This window comes from Gordonia sp. 135 (assembly GCF_009720185.1).
Classification (GTDB): domain Bacteria; phylum Actinomycetota; class Actinomycetes; order Mycobacteriales; family Mycobacteriaceae; genus Gordonia; species Gordonia alkanivorans.
Window position 1 is genome coordinate 473,109 of record NZ_CP046257.1, and the last position, 20,542, is coordinate 493,650.

The 20,542-nt window shown below is 67.5% G+C and carries 21 protein-coding genes; 11 read left to right on the plus strand and 10 right to left on the minus strand.

From position 1 onward, the window contains the following. Positions 1-8 precede the first annotated feature (8 nt). Positions 9-422 carry a winged helix-turn-helix transcriptional regulator gene (locus tag GKZ92_RS02085; protein WP_006358988.1) on the minus strand — a complete coding sequence of 138 codons (414 nt, stop codon included), beginning with the start codon at positions 420-422 and terminating at the stop codon, positions 9-11. A 74-nt stretch (positions 423-496) separates the two neighbouring features. On the opposite strand from GKZ92_RS02085, the gene GKZ92_RS02090 reads away from it, so the two are divergent. Both GKZ92_RS02090 and GKZ92_RS02095 read left to right on the plus strand, forming a co-directional pair. Then, positions 497-904, plus strand: a complete 408-nt coding sequence (locus tag GKZ92_RS02090; protein ID WP_155224957.1) for a RidA family protein — start codon at positions 497-499, stop codon at positions 902-904. 190 nt (positions 905-1,094) lie between these two features. Continuing rightward, complete coding sequence (locus GKZ92_RS02095) at positions 1,095-2,525, plus strand: MFS transporter (RefSeq protein WP_155224958.1); 1,431 nt, start codon at positions 1,095-1,097, stop codon at positions 2,523-2,525. Positions 2,526-2,606: 81 nt separating this feature from the next. Here the strand turns inward: GKZ92_RS02095 and GKZ92_RS02100 are convergent, their stop codons facing one another. Together GKZ92_RS02100 and GKZ92_RS02105 are read right to left on the minus strand one after the other, a co-directional pair. Next, positions 2,607-3,185 (minus strand): nitroreductase family protein, encoded by a 579-nt coding sequence (locus GKZ92_RS02100; protein WP_006358991.1) that lies wholly within the window; start codon positions 3,183-3,185, stop codon positions 2,607-2,609. Next, positions 3,173-4,750 (minus strand): MFS transporter, encoded by a 1,578-nt coding sequence (locus tag GKZ92_RS02105; RefSeq protein WP_006358992.1) that lies wholly within the window; start codon positions 4,748-4,750, stop codon positions 3,173-3,175. The genes GKZ92_RS02100 and GKZ92_RS02105 overlap by 13 nt, the downstream gene beginning before the upstream one ends. Positions 4,751-4,920: 170 nt before the next feature. Here GKZ92_RS02105 and GKZ92_RS02110 point away from each other — a divergent pair, with 170 nt between their 5' ends. Then, positions 4,921-5,595: a TetR/AcrR family transcriptional regulator gene (locus GKZ92_RS02110; protein ID WP_006358993.1), complete on the plus strand. Its 675-nt coding sequence runs from the start codon at positions 4,921-4,923 to the stop codon at positions 5,593-5,595. A 16-nt stretch (positions 5,596-5,611) separates the two neighbouring features. On the opposite strand, the gene GKZ92_RS02115 is transcribed toward GKZ92_RS02110, so the two are convergent. Next, positions 5,612-6,940 (minus strand): hypothetical protein, encoded by a 1,329-nt coding sequence (locus GKZ92_RS02115; protein WP_006358994.1) that lies wholly within the window; start codon positions 6,938-6,940, stop codon positions 5,612-5,614. Positions 6,941-7,108: 168 nt separating this feature from the next. On the opposite strand from GKZ92_RS02115, the gene GKZ92_RS02120 reads away from it, so the two are divergent. Together GKZ92_RS02120 and GKZ92_RS02125 are read left to right on the plus strand one after the other, a co-directional pair. After that, the gene (locus GKZ92_RS02120) at positions 7,109-8,374 is read left to right on the plus strand and encodes an aspartate kinase (RefSeq protein ID WP_006358995.1); all 1,266 of its coding nucleotides are present in this window, start codon (positions 7,109-7,111) and stop codon (positions 8,372-8,374) included. Between the two features lie 2 nt (positions 8,375-8,376). Then, positions 8,377-9,402, plus strand: coding sequence for an aspartate-semialdehyde dehydrogenase (locus tag GKZ92_RS02125; RefSeq protein WP_006358996.1), 1,026 nt, complete (start codon positions 8,377-8,379; stop codon positions 9,400-9,402). On the opposite strand, the gene GKZ92_RS02130 is transcribed toward GKZ92_RS02125, so the two are convergent. Then, positions 9,399-10,133: a FadR/GntR family transcriptional regulator gene (locus GKZ92_RS02130; protein ID WP_035754695.1), complete on the minus strand. Its 735-nt coding sequence runs from the start codon at positions 10,131-10,133 to the stop codon at positions 9,399-9,401. The two genes, GKZ92_RS02125 and GKZ92_RS02130, sit on opposite strands and share 4 nt — an antisense overlap. A gap of 125 nt (positions 10,134-10,258) precedes the next feature. On the opposite strand from GKZ92_RS02130, the gene GKZ92_RS02135 reads away from it, so the two are divergent. The 3 genes from GKZ92_RS02135 to GKZ92_RS02145 all read left to right on the plus strand — a co-directional run bounded on the left by GKZ92_RS02135 (position 10,259) and on the right by GKZ92_RS02145 (position 13,689). Continuing rightward, the gene (locus GKZ92_RS02135) at positions 10,259-10,762 is read left to right on the plus strand and encodes a gluconokinase (protein ID WP_035754697.1); all 504 of its coding nucleotides are present in this window, start codon (positions 10,259-10,261) and stop codon (positions 10,760-10,762) included. A 2-nt stretch (positions 10,763-10,764) separates the two neighbouring features. Next, positions 10,765-12,159: a GntP family permease gene (locus GKZ92_RS02140; RefSeq protein WP_035754699.1), complete on the plus strand. Its 1,395-nt coding sequence runs from the start codon at positions 10,765-10,767 to the stop codon at positions 12,157-12,159. A 114-nt stretch (positions 12,160-12,273) separates the two neighbouring features. Next, positions 12,274-13,689, plus strand: a complete 1,416-nt coding sequence (locus GKZ92_RS02145) for a hypothetical protein (protein ID WP_230461886.1) — start codon at positions 12,274-12,276, stop codon at positions 13,687-13,689. Between the two features lie 3 nt (positions 13,690-13,692). On the opposite strand, the gene GKZ92_RS02150 is transcribed toward GKZ92_RS02145, so the two are convergent. The 5 genes from GKZ92_RS02150 to GKZ92_RS02170 form a co-directional block, all read right to left on the minus strand. After that, entirely contained in the window at positions 13,693-15,075 is a 1,383-nt protein-coding gene (locus tag GKZ92_RS02150; RefSeq protein ID WP_155224959.1) for a signal peptidase I, read from the minus strand. Continuing rightward, complete coding sequence (locus GKZ92_RS02155) at positions 15,068-15,655, minus strand: SipW-dependent-type signal peptide-containing protein (RefSeq protein ID WP_155224960.1); 588 nt, start codon at positions 15,653-15,655, stop codon at positions 15,068-15,070. The genes GKZ92_RS02150 and GKZ92_RS02155 overlap by 8 nt, the downstream gene beginning before the upstream one ends. Continuing rightward, positions 15,652-16,236: a signal peptidase I gene (locus tag GKZ92_RS02160; protein WP_196222024.1), complete on the minus strand. Its 585-nt coding sequence runs from the start codon at positions 16,234-16,236 to the stop codon at positions 15,652-15,654. Before GKZ92_RS02160 ends, GKZ92_RS02155 begins: the two co-directional genes overlap by 4 nt. Positions 16,237-16,253: 17 nt before the next feature. Continuing rightward, positions 16,254-16,763: a hypothetical protein gene (locus GKZ92_RS02165; RefSeq protein ID WP_155224962.1), complete on the minus strand. Its 510-nt coding sequence runs from the start codon at positions 16,761-16,763 to the stop codon at positions 16,254-16,256. A gap of 82 nt (positions 16,764-16,845) precedes the next feature. Beyond that, the gene (locus tag GKZ92_RS02170; protein ID WP_155224963.1) at positions 16,846-17,388 is read right to left on the minus strand and encodes an alternate-type signal peptide domain-containing protein; all 543 of its coding nucleotides are present in this window, start codon (positions 17,386-17,388) and stop codon (positions 16,846-16,848) included. Between the two features lie 366 nt (positions 17,389-17,754). Here GKZ92_RS02170 and GKZ92_RS02175 point away from each other — a divergent pair, with 366 nt between their 5' ends. The 3 genes from GKZ92_RS02175 to GKZ92_RS02185 all read left to right on the plus strand — a co-directional run bounded on the left by GKZ92_RS02175 (position 17,755) and on the right by GKZ92_RS02185 (position 20,436). Further along, positions 17,755-19,044 carry a lipase family protein gene (locus GKZ92_RS02175; RefSeq protein ID WP_155224964.1) on the plus strand — a complete coding sequence of 430 codons (1,290 nt, stop codon included), beginning with the start codon at positions 17,755-17,757 and terminating at the stop codon, positions 19,042-19,044. 126 nt (positions 19,045-19,170) lie between these two features. Beyond that, on the plus strand, positions 19,171-19,845 hold the full coding sequence (locus GKZ92_RS02180) for a hypothetical protein (RefSeq protein WP_006359002.1): 675 nt from the start codon (positions 19,171-19,173) through the stop codon (positions 19,843-19,845). 159 nt (positions 19,846-20,004) lie between these two features. Beyond that, positions 20,005-20,436 carry an organic hydroperoxide resistance protein gene (locus tag GKZ92_RS02185; RefSeq protein WP_035754701.1) on the plus strand — a complete coding sequence of 144 codons (432 nt, stop codon included), beginning with the start codon at positions 20,005-20,007 and terminating at the stop codon, positions 20,434-20,436. The last annotated feature ends 106 nt before the right edge of the window (positions 20,437-20,542 follow it).

The window sequence follows — 20,542 nt, forward strand, 5'->3', positions numbered from 1 at the left end:
GGCCCGCGTCAGCGGTCCTCGTCGGGGCCGAGGACCTCGTCGTCGAACCTCTCGCGCGCGGCGTCGATGGCCGGCAGATGCGTCGACGCCCACTCCAGGAGTCCGTCGATCGGTTCGCGAACGGTCTTGCCCAACGGCGTGATCCGGTACTCGACGGAGACCGGTCGTGTGCTGAGCATGCGGCGTTCGATGATGCCGTTTCGCTCGAGGCGGCGCAGCGTGCTGGTGAGCGACTTCTGCGACACCGCCGGGATGGCGCGGCGCAGTTCGTTGAACCGAGACGGCGCCTCGCACAGTTCGTTCAGCACGCTCAGGGACCACTTGTCCAGGACCTGACCCAGCAACTCCCGGGACGCGGCGTCGATCCTCAGTTCGTGTTCGCCTCTCGGCGAGGGCGGTGCGGCTGCAGGGGTATCGGGCATGAGACCTGGTTTCGTTGAAGTAACCGAACGGAACCAAGTATACAAGCGATACCTACAAAGACCAGGAGGAACACATGTCCGTCACGCTCTCCAGGCCCGAAGGCATGCTGCCGAACGCCCCGTACCACCACGTTGCGGTGGGAACCGGCACCCGACACGTGTACCTCGCCGGACAGGTGGCTCACACCGGTGACGGATCGCCGATCCCGGCCGACCTCGCCGGACAGGTCGCCCAGACGCTGCGGAACGTCGCCCGCGGCTTGCGCGGCGCAGGCGCGGATTTCGGCGACGTCGTGCGTCTGACGGTGTACGTGACCGACTGGGAACCGGCGAAGATCGGGGACTTCATGGCCGGGATCGGAGCCGTGGCAGACGAGGTGGGACTGCCCACGCCGATGCCGCCGGCCACGCTGATCGGCGTGCAGGCGCTGTACGAACCGGAGGTGCTGGTCGAGATCGAGGCGACAGCCATCGTGAACTGACCCCTCCGCGCCCCCTCTTCGGGGGGTGCCGTGCAGGGGCGGGCCCGGTGAAGCTATGACATGCATCTCACCAGGAGCCACGAGTGACCGAACTCATTCCCGCGCCCGGAGGGGTGTACGGGCTTCGCGCCCGGTCTTCGACAGAGCCGCTCAACCGCGACGCGGCCGCCTGCACAGAAGGACGACGCCAGTGACCACGATCCCCGCCGATCCGCCTCGCGCTGACTTACCGCCCGACCCCCAGACGCCGCCCGACGCGAAGCCCACCAGCCTCCGACGCGTCGCGGCCGCCAGCTCGATCGGCACGACCATCGAGTTCTACGACTTCTTCATCTACGGCACCGCGGCCGCGCTGGTGTTCCCGACGGTGTTCTTCCCGGCAGCTGACGAGGTGACCGGCACGATCGCATCCTTCGCGACCTTCGCCGTGGCGTTCTTCGCACGCCCGGTCGGCGCCATGCTGTTCGGGCACTTCGGTGACCGGATCGGCCGCAAGCGGACGCTCGTGTGGACGCTGCTGATCATGGGCATCGCGACCGTGGCGATCGGACTCCTCCCGGGGTACGAGACCGGAGTCTTCGGCATCGCCGAATCGGGCATCGGGATCGCGGCTCCCATCGCCCTTGTCGTACTGCGATTCCTGCAGGGCTTCGCGGTGGGCGGTGAATGGGCCGGCGCGACGCTGCTCACGGCCGAATACGCACCTCCCGGAAAACGTGGTCTGTACGCGATGTTCCCGCAGCTCGGACCGGCGTTCGCATTCTTCCTGTCGAGTTTGACGTTCCTCATCGCCACGCTGACCCTCGGCGAGACGAGCTCGGCCTTCCTCGACTACGGCTGGCGTATCCCCTTCATCCTGTCGTTCGCTCTCGTCGCAGTCGGCCTCTGGGTGCGGCTCGCCGTCGCGGAGACCCCGGTCTTCCAGGAAGTCCAGCGCCGCAAGGCACTTCAGTCCGAGGCCGCAGACGGGCCCGCACTGCCCTTCATGGATGCCTTCCGATACCAGTGGAAAGAGATCCTCATCGCCGGCGGTGCGCTGGCGAGCCTGTTCTCCCTCTTCTACATGGGCACGGCCTTCCTCACGAACTACGGCACCAAGAGCCTCGACCTGTCCCGCACGTTCGTGCTGAGCGCGGGCATGATCGCCGCGATCGTCTTCGGCCTGTCGACCGCGGCGTCGGCGATGTGGTCCGACCGGGTCGGTCGACGTCGGGTCATCCTGACCTCGTGCATCATCGCCATCCCGTGGGCGCTGGTCCTGTTCCCGATCCTCGAGATCGGCGGCGGCTTCGCCTTCGTCGTCGGCCTGATCGGAACCCTGCTGATCTTCGGCATCGCCTACGGCCCGGCGGGTGCGCTGCTCCCCGAACTGTTCGAGGCGCGCTACCGCTACACCGGTGCCGGCATGGGCTACAACCTCGCCGGGATCTTCGGCGGAGCAATCCCGCCGCTGATCGCCGCCCCGCTGATCGCCGGACCCGGTGCGATCTGGGTGGGTGTCCTGCTCGCCGGCCTGTCCGCGATCAGTGTGGTCTGCACGATCCTGATCGTGGAGACCAAGGACAAGGCCATGCGCGCCGAGGCCGAGCGGACCGAACAGGAACCCGAGCTCGTCGGCTGAAGTCCCTGACGCCGAATCGGCACACGGCCGCATGAGAACAAGGACGTCCCCGTCGCGATCATCGATCGCGGCGGGGACGTTTCACGCGTCGGGCGCGGTGAACGCGGGCCGTCCCCACCGTCCGGCGAACGCGACCTCGTCGAGCGTCAGGCGGGTCCGCGGGCGCTCGTCGCGGTCGCGGATGTCCTCGGGCAACGACGCGGTGTCCTCGACGAGTGCGCCGATCCCCAGGAGTACGAGAGGCCGCTTGTCGGCGGGGATGTCGAAGGCCGCGGTCGCGGCGGCGGCGTCGAAGCCGGCCATCGGGTGGCCGTTGAAGCCGAGTGCCTCGGCCTGCAGGATCATCTGCGATACGGCGAGACCAACGTCGACCGCCGCGTATGTGTGTTCCTTCGGGTCGTCGGGACGATCCGTGGTGCACACCAGCACCAACGCGGCCGCCCGCGGTGCCCAGCCCGAGTTCCCCCGGGTCAGGACGCCGGTGAGGGCGTCGAAGGTGGCGTCTCCGCGTCGGCCGACGACAAACCGGACCGGCTGCATGCGCCCCCAGGTGGGTGCCCACCGCCCGGCGTCGACGATGGTCGTGAGGTTCGCGACGGAGATGGTGGCGGCGGGGTCGTAACCCCGCGCGCTCCATCGTCCTTCGATCAGTTCATGCACTTGGTCGAGGGTAGCGGCGAACCCTCCTGCGGTTCGTCGGTCACGGTCCGGGCATCGGCAGTCCAGGGCGTCAGCGGCTTGCGCATCGCGAAGAACACCCCGATGCCGAGAACGGTCATCGAGATCCCGATCGCGAGCGACGCCGCGTGCATGCCGTCGACGTAGGCCTGGCGGGCCGCGGTCGCGAGTCCGTCGCCCGGCGTACCCATCTCGAGGGCGCGATGGAGCGTCTCACCGAGTGTGTCGCCGAACGACCAGCCGTCGCGATGTCCGCGGAACACCAGCGTGGCAAGCGAACCGAACAGGGCGAGTCCGAGCGCGTTGCCGAGTTCGAAGCTTGTTTCCGAGATCCCCGACGCCGAGCCCGACCGCTCCGGTGGGACCGCGCCCACGACGACGACCGACACCAGGCTGAACTGGATGCCGTAACCGATACCGGCGATGAACGTGAAGACGAGGTACACCCAGATCGGCGACGACGTGGTCAGCGCGAGCAAACCGAAGTTGCCGGCCGCCGCCAGCACGATCGACCCGAGGAACGCCGCGCGGGTGCCGACCACCGTAGCGATCCGGGAGGCGCCGATCGAGAACACCGCCACCGCGACCGCCATCGGGAGTCCGGCCACCGCCGCGGCAAGGACGTCATGCCCCATCACCGACTGCAGGTAGACACCGGTCAGATAGGACATCCCGCCGAGGGCCATCATGCCGACGAGCGCCACCGAGATCGCGCCGACGTAGTGGGCGTTCCGGAACAGCTTGAGGTCGAGAAGTGGTGCCGCGGAGTTGCGTTGCTGGACCACGAAGCCGGCGAGCAGTGCCAGGCCGGCGAGCCCGATGACGATGACGCCCGCGTCGGCGCCGTCGCTCGCGATGGTCTTCACCGCGTAGACGACGGGCAGGATGCCGGCCATCGACAGCACGACGCCGAGCACGTCGAACCGTGCGGTCGAGGGTGCCTTGTACTCGGGGATGAGTCGGGGGCCGAGGATGAGGAGGGCGGCCAGCACCGGCACGTTGATGAGGAAGGCCGAGCCCCACCAGAAGTGGTGCAGCAGCACGCCGCCGATGACCGGGCCGACCGCGGCGCCACCGGCGAAGGCTGCCGTCCAGACGCCGATGGCGCGGCCGCGCTCCCGGTCGTCGGAGAACATGTTGGCGATCAGCGACAGGCTCGACGGCATCAGCGTCGCCCCGCCGACACCCATCAGGGCGCGAGCGGCGATGAGGATTCCGGCCGTGGGTGCGAAGGCGGCGAGGATCGACGCCGCGCCGAACACCGCGGCTCCGGCGAGCAGGATGCGACGCCGTCCGATGCGGTCGCCGAGATTGCCCATCGTGATCAGCAGGCCGGCGATCAGGAAGCCGTAGATGTCCAGGATCCACAGTTGCTGGGCCGCCGACGGCGCGAGCGCGTCGGTGATCGAGGGGATCGCGAGATAGAGGACGGAGACGTCCATCGACACCAGGAACACGGGCAGCGTGAGCACCGCGAGTCCCAGCCAGGTTCGTCGGTCGGCGGTACCCGGAAGTTGCCGATCCGACGGGCCGAGGCGGGTGGACACGATGTGCTCCTCGATGGTTTCGCAGATGGGGTTTCGACAAGGTTCGTCGCAGCGGTCCTCATCTGCTCGTCCAGCGAGGGCGCGTACGGTGTACGCGGGCAAGCGTACGCCAGGTGAGTACGCTGTACGCAATCCGTTTATTCCCGCGGAGGACCAGGAGGGGCGAGCAGGTGACATCTGGCACGACCAAGTTGTCGCCGGCGGTCATCGTCGACGCCGCGATCGGGATCGCCGACGCCCGGGGACTGAACGGTCTCTCGATGCGGCGGGTCGCCGACGAGCTCGGGGTCGGGGCGATGTCGCTCTACCGGCACGTCGCCGATAAGGAGGCCCTCCTGCTGGCGATGTCAGAAGAGGTCACGCAGCGCTATCCCTACCCCTACGAGGACGCGCCGTCGTGGCAGGAGCGGGTCCGGATCGCCGTCGACGTCGACTGGGAGCTGTACCGGCGTCACCCCTGGGTGGTGCTGGCCTATTCGTCACCTCGGCTCAGTTACGGCGAGGCCTCGCTGGAATGTCTCGACTGGCTGTCCGCGGGTTTCCTGGAACTCGGTGTCGGCATCGAACGTGCCACCGACATGGCGCTGACGGTGTGGAGCTTCGTCCACGGCGTCGCGCTGATGGCCGTCGGCGACAAGCTGATCGACGATCAGGTCCAAGGCGACTCCGAGGCGTCGTCGGTCCGGCTCTCCGACGTGATCGCCGGACGGTCCGACGCCGCGGTGCCCGAACACCTCGCCCGTCTCGCCGGACGCCCCGACGCCGCACACCTGTTGGACCCGCGCGCCCGGCTCGACGCCGGGATCGGTTATCTCTGTGCGGGTTTCGAGGCCTCCGCGCACTGAGCCGCCGGAACCGCGGTCACATCGCGTGCGGGAACACCGTCAGCATGTGCGCGCCGAACCACGAACTGCCGACGACGATCGGAACGACGACGAGGCCGGCGATCACCGGCCGCGCCCGGGCGAGAGCCATCGCGAGCGGGATGAGAAGGACGAAGGCGGGCAACAGGAGTCGCGGTCTGCTCATCATCAGGCCGCTCGACAGCACGATCTGGGCAACGAGCAGCGAACCGAACAGCAACACCGGCCAGGGCAGCCGCGCCCAGACCGCCACACCGAGCATCACCAGGGTGCTCAGTACGATCCACGACGTCGCGGTCGGGGCCACCTCGGCGGAATTGACCAGCTGCTCGTTGACGAAGTTGAATGCGGCCACACCCCAGTCGAACTCGGTGTCCCAGCCCTCGGTCTGGATGCGGAACCATCCCGTCGGCGAACCGGTGTGGGCCCAGACGACGCCCAGATAGGTGAGGTATCCCAGCGGACTGAGGACGATCGCAGCGGCGGCACGCGCACGGTCCGCGCCGGTGACCTCGGTGGAGCTGCGGCCGGTCCACAGGGACACCAGCGCGGCGAGGACCACCACGCCGATGACGACCGCGGCGGTCGGCCGGCAGAACCCGCAGAGGCCCGCCATCACCCCGGCCAGCAGCCAGCGTTTCTCGAGGATTCCGATGAGTGCCCACGTGGCGAGGGCACAGAACATCGCCTCGGTGTAGGCCATGTTGAGCACGATCGACATCGGGGTCGCCGCGAAGAGCACCACCAGGAACAGTCCGGTGGCGCGCTCGGGGGCGGGGCCGATGGGGGAGCGACGGGACATCAGCCGCGCGCACACCATGCCGAGCCGGGCCGCGCCGACCGCGGCGATGCATCCGAGAACGAGATTGAGGGTCAGCGCCGCACCGAACGGCGTCACACCGGGCAGCTTCGCCAGGAACCCGACCAGGTACGGGTACCCGGGGAAGAAGGCATATGCGGTGTCGGCGGTGTGGATTCCGCGCGCATCGGTCAGGCTCGCCGGCACCCCGTCGTATCCGTGGGTGGCGATCGCCAGCATCCACTGCCCGTCCCACACGGTGAGCGCCTTGCTGAGCGTGATGTCGCGCAGGTCCGCGAACCGTGCGAGCGTGAGGATTCCGATCGCGCGGATGACCAGATAGACGACGAGGGCGTCGAGGCACCAGCGGTACCGGCGGACCCAGTCGGCGAACGGGGGTCCCGGGTCGGCGGGGCGTCGGGCCGGCGTCGAGCCGCCCGGAGAGATCGGCCGGCCGTCGACTCCACCCGTGCCCGGGTCGGGGTCGGGACGACGGCCCGGATCGTCGACGTCGGTAGGGGTGGCCACCCGTGGAATCCTAGGTCGTCGCGGACGACCACCGGCGACGTGCCGTGTGCGACGGATCACAGAACGTCGGTGACCAGGTCAGAGCTGCAACCTGCTGCCCGGTAAGGTTGTCCGAAGCAAGCTGACGTCTATCGAACCGGCGCACGAGCCGGCGGGAGGTAACTCGACGTGGCCCTCGTGGTGCAGAAGTACGGCGGATCCTCGGTCGCAACGGCCGAACGCATCCGTCGCGTTGCCGAGCGCATCGTCGAGACGAAGAAACAGGGCAACGACGTTGTCGTCGTCGTCTCGGCGATGGGCGACACAACGGACGAACTGCTCGACCTCGCCCAGCAGGTCAACCCGGCGCCCCCGGCGCGCGAGATGGACATGCTCCTGACCTCGGGTGAGCGCATCTCCAACGCGCTGGTGGCGATGGCCATCAGTTCGCTTGGTGCACATGCTCAGTCGTTCACCGGCTCACAGGCCGGCGTCATCACGACGAGCTCACATGGCAAGGCCAAGATCATCGACGTCACGCCGGGACGCGTTCGCAGCGCACTCGACGAGGGCAAGATCGTGCTGGTCGCCGGGTTCCAGGGTGTCTCGCAGGACACCAAGGACATCACCACCCTCGGCCGCGGAGGCTCCGACACCACCGCCGTCGCGCTGGCAGCGGCCCTCGAGGCCGACGTCTGCGAGATCTACACCGACGTCGACGGCGTGTACTCCGCCGACCCGCGCATCGTCCCCGACGCCCGCCGCCTCGACAAGGTCTCCTTCGAGGAGATGCTCGAGCTCGCGGCCTGCGGCGCGAAGGTCCTGATGCTGCGGTGCGTGGAATACGCCCGCCGGTACAACGTTCCCGTTCACGTGCGCTCGTCGTACTCGACCAAACCCGGCACCGTGGTGACCGGATCGATGGAGGACATTCCCGTGGAAGAAGCCATTCTCACCGGCGTCGCACACGATCGCAGCGAAGCCAAGATCACCGTCGTGGGTCTCGACGACAAGCCGGGCTACGCCGCCAAGGTGTTCCGTGCCGTCGCCGACGCCGAGATCAACATCGACATGGTGTTGCAGAACATCTCGAAAGTCGACACCGGCAAGACCGACATCACCTTCACCCTGCCGCGCGAGCTCGGCCCGCTTGGTGTCGAGAAGCTCACCAAGCTGCGCGAGGAGATCGGCTTCACCGAACTGCTGTACGACGACCACATCGGCAAGGTCTCCCTCGTCGGCGCCGGCATGAAGTCGCACCCGGGCGTCACCGCCACCTTCTGTGAGGCCTTGAGCGAGGCCGGCGTGAACATCGAGCTGATCTCCACCTCGGAGATCCGCATCTCGGTGCTGTGCCGCGACACCGAACTCGACGACGCCGTGCGCGCACTGCACGCCGCCTTCGATCTCGGTGGCGAAGAAGAAGCCGTCGTCTACGCAGGAACGGGTCGCTGATCATGGGTGTACGTATCGGAGTCGTCGGCGCGACCGGTCAGGTCGGTGCCGTCATGCGAACCCTCCTGGAAGAGCGCAACTTCCCGGCCGACGAGGTGCGCTTCTTCGCATCGCCGCGGTCGGCGGGCAAGAAGCTGCCGTGGGGTGACGGGGAGATCGTGGTGGAGGATGCGGCCACCGCCGATCCCGCCGGTCTCGACATCGCCCTGTTCTCCGCGGGCGCCACGATGTCCCGCGAGCAGGCGCCGCGGTTCGCCGCCGCCGGTGTCACCGTGATCGACAACTCGTCGGCGTGGCGCAAGGATCCCGATGTGCCGCTGGTGGTCTCGGAGGTCAACGGGGAGCTGGCGAAGAACCCGCCCAAGGGCATCATCGCCAACCCCAACTGCACCACCATGGCAGCCATGCCGGTGCTCAAGCCGCTGCACGACGAAGCCGGACTGCAGCGTCTGATCATCTCGAGCTACCAGGCGGTCTCCGGTAGCGGTCTGGCCGGCGTCGAGGAACTCGCCGGACAGGTGCGCGCCGTCGTCGGCGACGCCGAGAAGCTGGTCCACGACGGCTCGGCCGTCGACTTCCCGGCCCCGAACAAGTACGTCGCACCCATTGCGTTCAACGTTGTGGCACTTGCCGGTTCGCTCGTCGACGACGGCACCGGCGAGACCGACGAGGATCAGAAGCTGCGCAACGAGTCGCGCAGGATCCTCGGTCTCCCCGAGCTTCTCGTCAGCGGAACCTGCGTGCGTGTGCCCGTGTTCACCGGACACTCGCTGTCGATCAACGCGGAATTCGCCGAGCCGCTGTCGGTTGCTCGTGCCCAGGAGATCCTCGGTGCCGCAGCCGGAGTCGAGCTCACCGACGTGCCGACGCCGCTCGCCGCGGCCGGCAAGGACAACTCGCTCGTGGGTCGTATCCGCCAGGATCCGGGTGTCCCGGACGGTCGCGGCCTCGCGCTGTTCGTCTCGGGTGACAACCTCCGAAAGGGCGCTGCTCTCAACACCATTCAGATCGCCGAGCTGCTGGTCTAGTCGGCCTTCGAGGCTCGCACCCCAGGCAGCGAGGGGGAGACGGCTGCCGCCGCCTCGGTGATGATCTCTCGCATCGACGCCTCCGCGGCCTTCGGGTCGCGGAGGCGTATCGCTCTCGCCACGTCGTCGTGCAGTGCGATCGCGGCCGGGTTCGGGGTCGGCGGCATCATCCCGTGATGGGTTCGACCGGCGAGCACCTCGCCGACGACGTCGGCCAGCGACCGGAACATCTCGTTGCCGCTCGCCTCGAGCAGGGTGCGGTGAAAGACCTTGTCGGCCAGCAGGTACGACTCGAGGTCGCCGGTCCGTCCGTGGACGGACATGTCCGACACCGCGGCCGCGAGGATGCGGCAGTGGTGCTCGTTCGCTCGTTCCGCCGCCAGCGCGGCCGCCACGGGCTCGAATCCGCGTCGTAGCTCCGACAGGGTCGCGAGAAACTCCGCACGGTCCGCGCCGTCGAGACGCCACCGGATCAGTCGCGGGTCGAACACGCTCCACCTGGTGCGCGGCTGGATGGTGATGCCGACCCGGCGCCGCGACTCGACGAGTCCCATCGATTCGAGGACCTTGATCACCTCGCGTGCCACGGTCCGCGACACCCCGTGCTCGGTGCAGATGGCGTCGAGCGTCAGCACGCTGCCCGCCGGCTGTGCCCCCGAGACGATGCGCCTACCGATGGCGGCAAGGGTCTCGTCGTGGCGCTCCGTGGTCCCGCCTGTGCTCTGACTCACGCTTTCATCTTCTCATTAGCGGCGCAAGGAGCGAATGTGCGTACGTATTGCTCAAGAGACTTGCATAAGTATGACTATTGAGGCAGTCTCCGTGATCAGCAGCACAGCGATGTGGAGGAGTTGGCATGCGATCACCGGTGGTCGTGATGGGTGTTTCCGGGTCGGGGAAGTCGACAGTGGGAGCCGCGTTGGCGCAGCGTCTTCGCGTTCCGTTCGCCGACGCCGACGACTTCCACTCGGAGGAGAACATTGCCAAGATGTCGGCGGGTCGGCCGCTCGACGATGACGACCGCCGCCCGTGGCTGGAGTCCATCGGCGCCTGGCTCGCCGAGCACGGTGACGGCGGGGTGATGAGCTGCTCCGCTCTCAAGCACGAGTACCGTGACCGTCTGCGCGGGCACGAGTCATCGGTGCTGTTCGCGCACCTCGTCGGCTCGGTCGAGGTCATCGCCCGCCGGCAGGCATCGCGGCCGGGGCACTTCATGCCGACGGCGCTGCTGAAATCCCAGTTCGAGACCCTCGAACCCCTGACCCCCGATGAGCGCGGCCTGACCGTCGACGTGGACCAGAGTGTGGACGCCATCGTCGACGAGCTCGTCGCGTCGCTCCCCGACGGCGAGGAGAACTGAACATGTCGTCGACCACCACGATCCTCGCCGCGAGTGCGGATCTGCCCGAGCCGGTCGCGCCGGGCTGGCAGCTCGTCGTCGCGGCGCTGACCGGTATCGCGGTCATCGTCATCGCGATCACCGTCGCCAAGGTCCACCCGTTCCTCGCGCTGGTCGGCGGCGGTGCCACGGTCGGCATCGTCGCGGGGGAGTCGATCCCGACGGTGCTGGATTCGTTCACCACCGGATTCGGTTCGACCGCAGCCGGTGTCGGCATCCTGATCGCTCTCGGTGCGATGTTCGCGAAACTCCTCGCCGATTCCGGGGGCGCCGACGAGATCGTGGACACGATCGTCGGCCATGCCTCCCCACGGATGCTGCCGTGGGCGATGGCGCTCGTCGGCGCGATCATCGGTCTGCCGATGTTCTTCGAGATCGGCCTCGTCCTCCTGATGCCGGTGATCTATCTGGTGGCCAGACGCTCGGGCCTGGGGCTGATCCCGATCGGCATCCCCGCGCTGGCAGGCCTCTCGGCCATGCACGGCTTCGTGCCACCGCACCCGGGCCCGCTCGTGGCGATCGACGCCCTCGGCGCCGACCTCGGCCTCACCCTCGCACTCGGTGTGGGCGTGGCGATCCCGACGATCATCGTCTCGGGCCCGCTGTTCGCCACCGTCGCCGGAAAGTGGGTGACGGTCGAGGCGCCACACACCTTCGACGTCGACCCCGACGACGGTCCGACCACCAAGAGGCCCTCCTTCGCCGTCACCATGTTCAGCGTCCTGCTGCCGGTCGTCCTGATGCTGGGCAAGGCGCTCGCCGAGATCTTCATCTCCGACGAGGACCAGCTCCTGCGTCGCGTTCTCGACATCCTCGGTACGCCGCTGATCGCCCTGCTCATCGCCGTCGTCGTCGCGATGTTCACCCTCGGCCGCGGCTCGGGGATGGACCGCGAGACGATCTCGAAGTGCACCGGTGCGGCGTTGCCCGCCATCGCCGGCATCCTGCTGATCGTCTCCGCCGGCGGCGGTTTCAAGCAAGTCCTCGTCGACACGGGAATCGGCACGCTCCTGGCCGACTGGGCCACCGGCGCGAACGTCCCGATCCTCGTCCTCGCCTGGGTGCTCGCCGCGCTGATCCGCCTGGCCACCGGCTCCGCGACCGTCGCGACGATCACCGCGTCGTCGCTGATGCTCGGACTCGTCGACGGATTGAGCTCGGGTGAGGTCTCGCTGGTCGTTCTCGCGATCGGTGCCGGCTCGGTCTTCCTGTCGCACGTCAACGATGCCGGCTTCTGGTTGGTCAAGGAGTACTTCGGCATGACCGTCGGCCAGACCTTCAAGACCTGGTCGATGATGGAGACCCTGCTCTCGGTGAGCGGCCTGGTCGTCGTGCTGGCGCTCGGTCTGGTGATCTGACTCCACCAGGACTTCGGTGCACGTCGCCGGCGCTCCTCGCACCTCGGGCATCGAGGGTTACAGTGCGCGCGCAACCCTTCCGCACTTCGGTTCGTCCCGGTAGCTTGACCACCCATGAAGCGAACCCGGCTGTGGATGGTCGCCCTCGCGCTGGTCGCGTCCGTGGCCGTTGCGTATCCCGCAGCAGCCCAGCCTGACTCGCCGCCAACCGGCCTCGGCCCGTCGGACACCTCGCTGATGCACGGAGACCTGGCGTCCACCGACACAACCGGGCATCGAGGGCCGGGACGCGGTGCGCGACTCGCCGCGTCGTCGATCCCCGGCGGTGCCTGCGCGGCGACCTTCGTCGGCCGCGACGGGATGCCGGTCGCGCTGTGCACACAGTTCGTCGCGGTGGCGCCGCCGGCGTTCGCGGCGCCGACGGTGGTCCTGTTCGATCCCCGCACGGCGCAACCGCTGGCGTCGACGCAGCTGACGAAGGGTGGCCTGCTCGGCGGCGTGTACGGCTACCTCGACGACCGCGACCGTGTTGTCGTCGCCGACGGATCCGGTTCGGTTCTCCGTGTGGCGCACCGGAAGACGGCATCGGGCTGGCGGGTCTACGTCGATGACCGCGTCGATGTCTCGGACCACATCCCGGCCGGTGATGCGATCACCGGTCTCGCTCCGGATTTCGACGGCCGGATCTGGTTCGCAACGACGCGCGGGGTGGTGGGGACGGTGGACGGGGACAAGCGGGTCCGATCGACGCGACTGCCGACAGGGGAGGCGCTCGGCAACGGCCTCTCCATCAGACGATCGGGCGCGTCGATCCTCACGACCCATGCGCTCTACGAGATGCGCGCCGAACCCGGAGCCGCGCCGAAGGTCGTCTGGCGCCGCGGATATGACCGTGGTCCGGGGCGCAAACCCGGTCAGCTCACCTGGGGATCGGGCACCACGCCAACGTATTTCGGACCCGGTGGGGATGGGTGGGTCGGGATCGTCGACAACGCCGACCGGCCGGACCTTCGGGTCTTCCGCAGTGACGACGGGTCCGAGGTGTGCCGCATCCGCGCCTTCGGCCGATCGGGGCCGGGTACGGAGAACTCGCCGATGGCCTGGGGGAATTCGCTCGTCATCCCCAGCACGTACGGTTACCAGTATCCGCCGATGGCGGTCAACGGCCCCGCGGTGCCCGCGGACGCCCCGTTCGTCGGCGGCATGACCCGCATCGACGTCGACGACGGCGGGTGCGAGCGGGTCTGGGAGAACTCCGACCGGATCGCGACGCTGCCCAAGCTCTCGCGCGCGGACGGCCTGATCCATGCCCTCGGATACGGCCCGCTGATGGCGGGGCTACCGCAGCAGTTGGGGCCCGTGGACTACATCGCAACGGATTTCACGACCGGACGCCGCGTCGAGACCCGCCATCTCGGGCACGCGCCGATCGACGAACCTCTCGAACTCACCGGCACCATCACCGCGGATGGGACCCTGTGGCAGGCGACCGTCGGGCGGATGCTCAAGATCGCTCCGGGCGGTCGGTGACGGTCAGCTCTCCGGCACGTCATAACCGCGAGGGGAGGCAGACGTCGAGCTGGACGCCGATGCATCGGGTTCGGGCTCGGCGGCGGCCGGGGCCGCGGTCGTGGGTTCGGTTGTCGTGGATGGTTGTTCGTGCTCGCTGGGCGATTCGGTGACTTCCGGTCTACCGGGCGTCGTACTTGTCGATGGCCCGACTTGGGGGGATTCACGAGTCGAGCTGGATGGGTCGTCCGGTGTGGTCGAGTCGGATACGGAGGGGCCGGCGAACGAAGGAGTCGGACTAGTCGATTGAGCGCCCCGCGCCGTGGCGGCCGTCCCCGCGGTGGTCACGGTTCCGGAGGTGTCGCAGCGTGACTGAGCTGCGGTCTTGTCGATACGCCGGGTCAAGCCATCCACCGAGATCCAGTTGGTGCCGACGAGGGTGTACACGACGACGTTGAAGATGAGGATCGGCGGCAGCCCGGTGAGCACAGCAGGAGTGAGGCGAAGCGTGAGAGTTCCGGAAGCCTGAGCGGGGACCTCGTATGTTCCGAGGTTGATTCCTGTCAACCCGCGATAGGCGAGGCGGTAGCGATAGTCCGCTCCCACGACGGGCCACGTGAGAATCGCGGTATTGATCTCGAAGATGTTGCCCTCAGTGGTGCATGTGAGCGACGCGATCCTCGGGGCCGTGCCCATCGTCAGGGTGACCTGACCTGCGGTCGTGTCGGTGAACGCGGCGCGCGCGGGTGACGGTTCCGCGAAAGTGAGGACGGCCGCGAGTGTGAGGGCGACAACCGGTGCGCCCGTCCGCCATTCACCGAGCGCGTGCCGTGGCCCGTCGGGTCGGGCGGGGCCGATCGGAGTGTTCGCCGGGTCGGGACCATCGGGCGTGTCGCCTCGCGGCACGCGGCGCCGCGGCCGGAATGTCACCACGAGAAGCGTTGCAGCCAAGATGATCCCGGCTGCCAGAGCAGTGGGCGTCGACGACCACGCGATGAGATAGCCGAGGTAGGGTGCGTCGAGGAGTACACGTTCGACGTCGGTGACCACGTAAGGGGCCGCGTCGGCGACGTCGTTGGCGTCGCCCTTCAGAACGAGCGGCACGGAGTTGCCGGTGGGTTCACCGACCGATTCCACGCGATGTGTGATCCGATTCCCGTTGTCCGCGAACACACTCACGACGTCGCCGGGCACGATCTCCGTCGCCGGTACCGTGCGGGCCACCGCCAGGGAACCGGTCGGTATCGCCGGGGCCATCGAACCGGAGCGGAACACGAGCGGTGTGACGCCGAAGATCAACGCCGCCAGGGCGACCAGGATGCAGACGACTCCGGCCACGGCGGACACACTGAGCGCGACGTCGGCGATCCGCGTCGCCCGGCTCCGTGGCGTCTCATGGTCAGACACCTGCCACCGCCGTTCCGGTGAACGTCACGACCACGGTGACCGGTGCGCTCTGCAGGGTATTGGCGGCTGCGGTCGGCAGCGTGAGCTGCATGCACAGGGGGTCGGTGCCGGTGGTGGCGGCCAGTTCCCCGCGGTTCCCGAGGATCGGTGTGGCCGAGGCGGTGATGGCCTGTCCGGTCAGGACCGGTGACGCCGTGCAGGTGTTACCGCTCACCGAACCCCCGACGGCCACCGACAGGGTCATTGCCCGTGCGCCCTCGGTGGCCCCCCGGATCGTCGTCGTGTACATCGCCGCCGACGGCCCGCGGTTCTGGACATTGATCATCACCGCTCGCGATTGCCCGGGGAGAACGCCTGTTCCGAGATTCAGCGCCAGCGGTGCAGTTGTCGTCGCATTGACGTTGTTGAGCCACAGATCGACCGAACCCGTGGTGAACGTGCCCGATGTGGTGGTGTTGGTGGCCGACCACGCGGCCATCGTGCCGACGGTTCCGAGCCCGAAGACGATGCCGCAGGCGAGCACCGCTCGAACCCGCGTCGACCGCAGGACGGTGGAGACCCGGCGCACCACGTCGGTCATGGATTAGGCCTCGCACGTGCACGCCTGACCTCGACCACCGCGCCGATGAGTTGGAACAAGGCGTACACCCCGAGGGCGCCGGCGAGAACGGACACGACCAGAACCCGGGTGTCACCGGTCAGCCAGTTGTTGACGTATCCGAGATAGGGGATCGAATACCACACGGTGCCGCGGATCTGTTCGGGTTTGACCGGTGCGGCGTCGGCCCGAGGATTGTTGTCCCCCTTGGTGATATAGGTGCGCGTACCGTCGCTGTTCATTCCCGACGCGATGATCCGATGCGTCACGACCTCCGGTTCGCCCGACCGGAGTTGGTAAGTGACGACCTCTCCGGTGGCCAGCCGGTTCATATCCCCGTCGCGGGCGACCACCAGGGTTCCGGGCGGGTAGGTCGGGCGCATGGATTCGGTCAGCACGGTATACGGCTGCGCACTACCGAGGAACGGTACGACGATGAGCGCGAGGACGAAGGCCGTGGTGATGATCAGGAGCATCCACGTCACGATCGTCGAGACCCACCACCAGGGGCCGGTGCGCTCGGATTCGTCGGTGGACCGGCCGGCCGTGTGGGTGTCCCTCATACGGGTTGGGTTGGCGCTCATAACTGTTCCGCTCGGAAGACGAAGGTGTGGGTGTAGGTCGCCGGCTGGGTGCCGGTCACCGTGTTCAACGTGCTCCGGATGCACCAGGTCTCCTGAGCGCCGGGGTTCAGCGTTCGGAACGTCGACGTCACCGCGGTCGGTCCGGTGATCGCGGACAGCGTGGCGAATGCACTGACCGACCCGAGCGCTGATGTGGCGGTGCAGGTTCCGCCGACCGCCCCGGCGAGTGTCACCCCAACCGTCGACGCCGTCGACGGTTGGGGCCCGGCAGAGGTGAGCCGATACTGCAGGCGGGTCGTCCCGGTGTTCACTATGACGAGTGGCGCCTGTTTGAACTGGCCTGGGATCAGTCGCGCGCCGGTGAGTTCGGGGAACGTGTACGTGCTACCGGAACCCGACCCCGTCGACAACGACAGTCGGCCGGTGGTGACTTGACCGGGGGCCGCGGATGCCGTGTCGGTCCAGTAGGCGCCGGTCGACCGCACCGATGCGGCGATGAGAATCACCACTGCGACGAGAACGGCTGACCCGGCAACGGGACCGAGAAGGTGACGCCTCATTTCGGGCGTGAGGTCGGCGAATCGAGGCCTAGGCGCGTTCCTGCTGCAGTGTCACCTGCAGTTGAGAGAGGTTGATGGTCTCGTTGATGCCGACCTGACCCGGTGTGTCCCGGCTGAAGTTGACGGTGACCGTGACGTCGACGGTCTTGCCGTTGTCTTCTTCGGTGATCAGATTGGAGGGGATGGCCTCGCCGTCGAAGGTGGCGATGTTCGTGATTGTGACGTGCGGAATCAGGGCCGCAGGTATCACATTCTGACCCTGATTGGTCGTCGTGATCCGCGCCGCCAGATTGTCTCCGTCGGCGGACACGAGGTAGCTGGCGGTGTACTGGAGAACATCGCCCGGCACCATCCGGAACGTGACCGGATCAATGGTGACCGGAGTGGTGGGATTCGAGATATCCTGCCACTGACCGGCATTCACTGCTTCCAGATCCAGTGTGCCGGTCTGGACGTCACCGGAGTCGGTGGTCTCAGTGTCGCTCCAGAGCGCAAAAGTTCCGAGGCCGCCGAGTAAGAGCAGGACGGCCGCGACGGCGGCAATTATCCCGTTACGAGCTTTCTTGTTCATGTCACACCTCTGGTCGATTGGTTCATCGATTCCGAGAGGCAACCTGTGCTCGATTGTCGGAATCACCGCAATGCGGGCTGAATCTGCAGCCAATGGTATTGGTCAACGGTGCGTCAGAGAAGGTAAACGACGCTAAATTTCGCACTATCACGTCACACTCAAATCCCTCTATAACGGATTTGTAACGTTATTCCCTAATGGATGACAAAAAGGCGTTGTTAGTTCTTGTTTCGCCGATCGTCGCACCCGGCCCGGGCGATGAGGTGCCACCGCGCGGCCTGGCTGCACCCATCCCTGATCACAAGGCACCGGCCGCTGCCGACCCAGTCACCTGACTCAACTTACTGTGGGGTAGGTTACTCGCCCATGAAGCTGAAGTCGGGAATGAGCGTGGGGTGGCGCCGCAGGTCACGCCTGCGAAAGACCACGATTGCGGGTGCGGTGGCAGCTGCTTGTGCGGCTGCCGTGATGAGTCCGGCGCCGGACGCGACTGCGGCCGATTTCTACACACCGCCGGCATCCTTCGCCACCGAGCCCGGCTCGGTGATCCGGAGTCAGCAGATCCCGCTGCTCCTGCAGATCCCAGGTGCTCCCGGACAGTGGCCGGGTACGGCCCGCAAGGTCATGTACACCTCGACCTACCAGGACGGAAAGCCCGCGGCGGTCACCGGCACCGTCGTCGAGCCGACCGCGCCGTGGGCCGGGAAGGGTCCGCGCCCGACCGTCGTCGTCGGCCCGGGCACCATCGGTCAGGGTGACCAGTGCGCGGCGTCGAAGCTGATGAGCCGGCCGATGTCGATCGACATCACCAAGCCCAGCATCGGCGTCAACTACACCGCGCCGGAGATGTTCTACATGCTGCTCAACGGTGTTCGGGTGTTCGTCACCGACTACATCGGCATGGGCACCCCGGGAATCCACACCTACGTCAACCGCTCGGAGACCGGCCACGCCATGCTCGACGGCGCCCGGGCGGCGTTGCGCGCGTCGGGAGCCCCGGCCGACGCGCCGGTGGGATTCGCCGGCTACTCGCAGGGCGGTGGCGCGGCCGCTTCGGCGGCCGAACTCGCCGCGACCTACGCACCGGAACTGAACGTCCGTGCCAGTTACGCCGGTGCGCCGCCAGCCGACCTGGCGAAGGTCATCCCGGCCATCGACGGGAGCACCATTGCCGGGGCCATCGGCTTCGCCATCAACGGCCTCACCCAGCGGTACCCGCTGGTCGCCGACGTCGTGCAGCGGGAGACCAACTCCTCCGGAAAGGCTGCGCTGAAGCACATCTCGACCAGCTGCATCGGCGACATCATCCCCGCCTTCGGTTTCCAGCAGACGAAGAACTGGACCCGCACCGGCGAGACGCTCTCCTCGGTGATCGCACGGTCGCCGGTGGTGCAGAAGGTCGTCGGCGAACAGCGCATCGGTCGGCTGAAGCCGAACGCTCCCGTCTTCCTCGAAGGTGGCCTCCACGACGACGTGATCCCGTATGGCCAGGTTGCGCAGCTCGCCGCGGACTGGCGGGCCCAGGGCGCCGACGTCCGGTTCGTCACGAACCCGACGCCGCCGATCCTGACCAAGTCGATCGTCAACCACGTGGTCCCGATGCTCGGCACCTTCCTGCCCGGCATGGAGTTCGTCCTCGGCGAGTTCCGGAAGTAGTCGAAGCGCAGAACCACTCGACGCGGATCCACTCGACGCAGGACCACCCGAACCGCAGACAGGGTCCGCCGGCATCGCTCCGGCGGGCCCTGTTCGTACCGGTGGCCCGGATGGCAGGATCGAAGGATGACCGATCCGCACGGGCCGGGGGACCCCCACGATCGGGACCCCGAACGCATCCCGACTCAGGCAGAACTCGACGCCGAAGATCTCGCCGAGTTGGAACGATCGTCGCGCGACCGCGACCAGGCGGCGCTCTACCCGCCGCGGCCGGCCGACCCGGGCAGCCCGCCCGCGGCCCTGGCACTCCACGCCCGCGTCGTCTGGTGGGGTGCGGCGGTCATCGGACTGGTCCTGGCGGTATACGGCTTCTTCAACCTGAGCACCATCACCGACGACCTGCGGCAGCGCCTCCTCGAGGGGGTCGTGACCGACCCGGCCAACTCCGCACCGGAGGACCAGGTCGAGACGCTCGCCGGATTCTTCCCGCCGTTCATGCTGGTCATGATCGTTGTGGTGCTGGTGATCGAGTACCTCCTCCTCGTGGCCGCGGTGACCCACCACAGCCGCCACTGCCGCAACTTCTTCCTCGCTGCCGTGGTGGTCCACCTCCTCTGCATCCCGGTGGGCGTCGACCTCCTCTTCCGCTATCCCGACATCTCGTCGACGATGGTCGTCATCAGCTGGGTGCAGTTCGTACTGCTGGTGATCGCCGCCCTGCTCACCGCGCGCCGGTCGGTCAACATCTGGCTGCCGGAGTCGACCCGGATGAAGCCGACCCGCATGCTGCGCGGTCGCTGACACCGTGGAGTGTCGTATCGCTGCCGACACTCCACGGCCGGTTTGTAACGCCCGCCACCAGGCGGTTTGGTCGGAATGAATACGGGTACAGGCCGGTTGGAAAGAACGTTGGTTCTACGCAGCTGAACATCCACCCACCTGAACCCAGGAGGATCTCCGATGGCAATCGAACCCGTGTACACCATTTCGTCCAAGGCATCCGGCGGAGGACGCGACGGTGAGGTGGTCTCGGCCTCGGGCCAGATCGACCTCGACCTCCAACCGCCGAAGGAGATGGGTGGCAGCGGCGACGGTTCCAACCCGGAGGAGCTCTTCTCGGCCGGCTACGCGGCGTGCTTCCTCGGAGCACTCCGAGCGACGTCGAAGGCGGCAGGAAGCCCGGTGCCCGACGACTCCACCGTCAACGTGACTGTCGGCATCGGCAAAGACCCCGCCGACGGTGGCTTCGGACTGACCGTGGCGATCGATGTCTCGATCCCCGGCGTCGACGAGGCGAAGGCACAGGAGCTTGCGAACAAGGCGCATGAGTTCTGCCCGTACTCCAAGGCCACCCGCGGCAACATCGAGCAGAAGGTCACCGTCACCGTCTGACGCGTCGCCCACCAGAACCAGTCGTTTCTTCCATCCGACGGGGCGTAGAACTCTGTCCGACACAGCCCTGCGGTAGCACCCCAGATATGACAAGAAAGGACGCTCT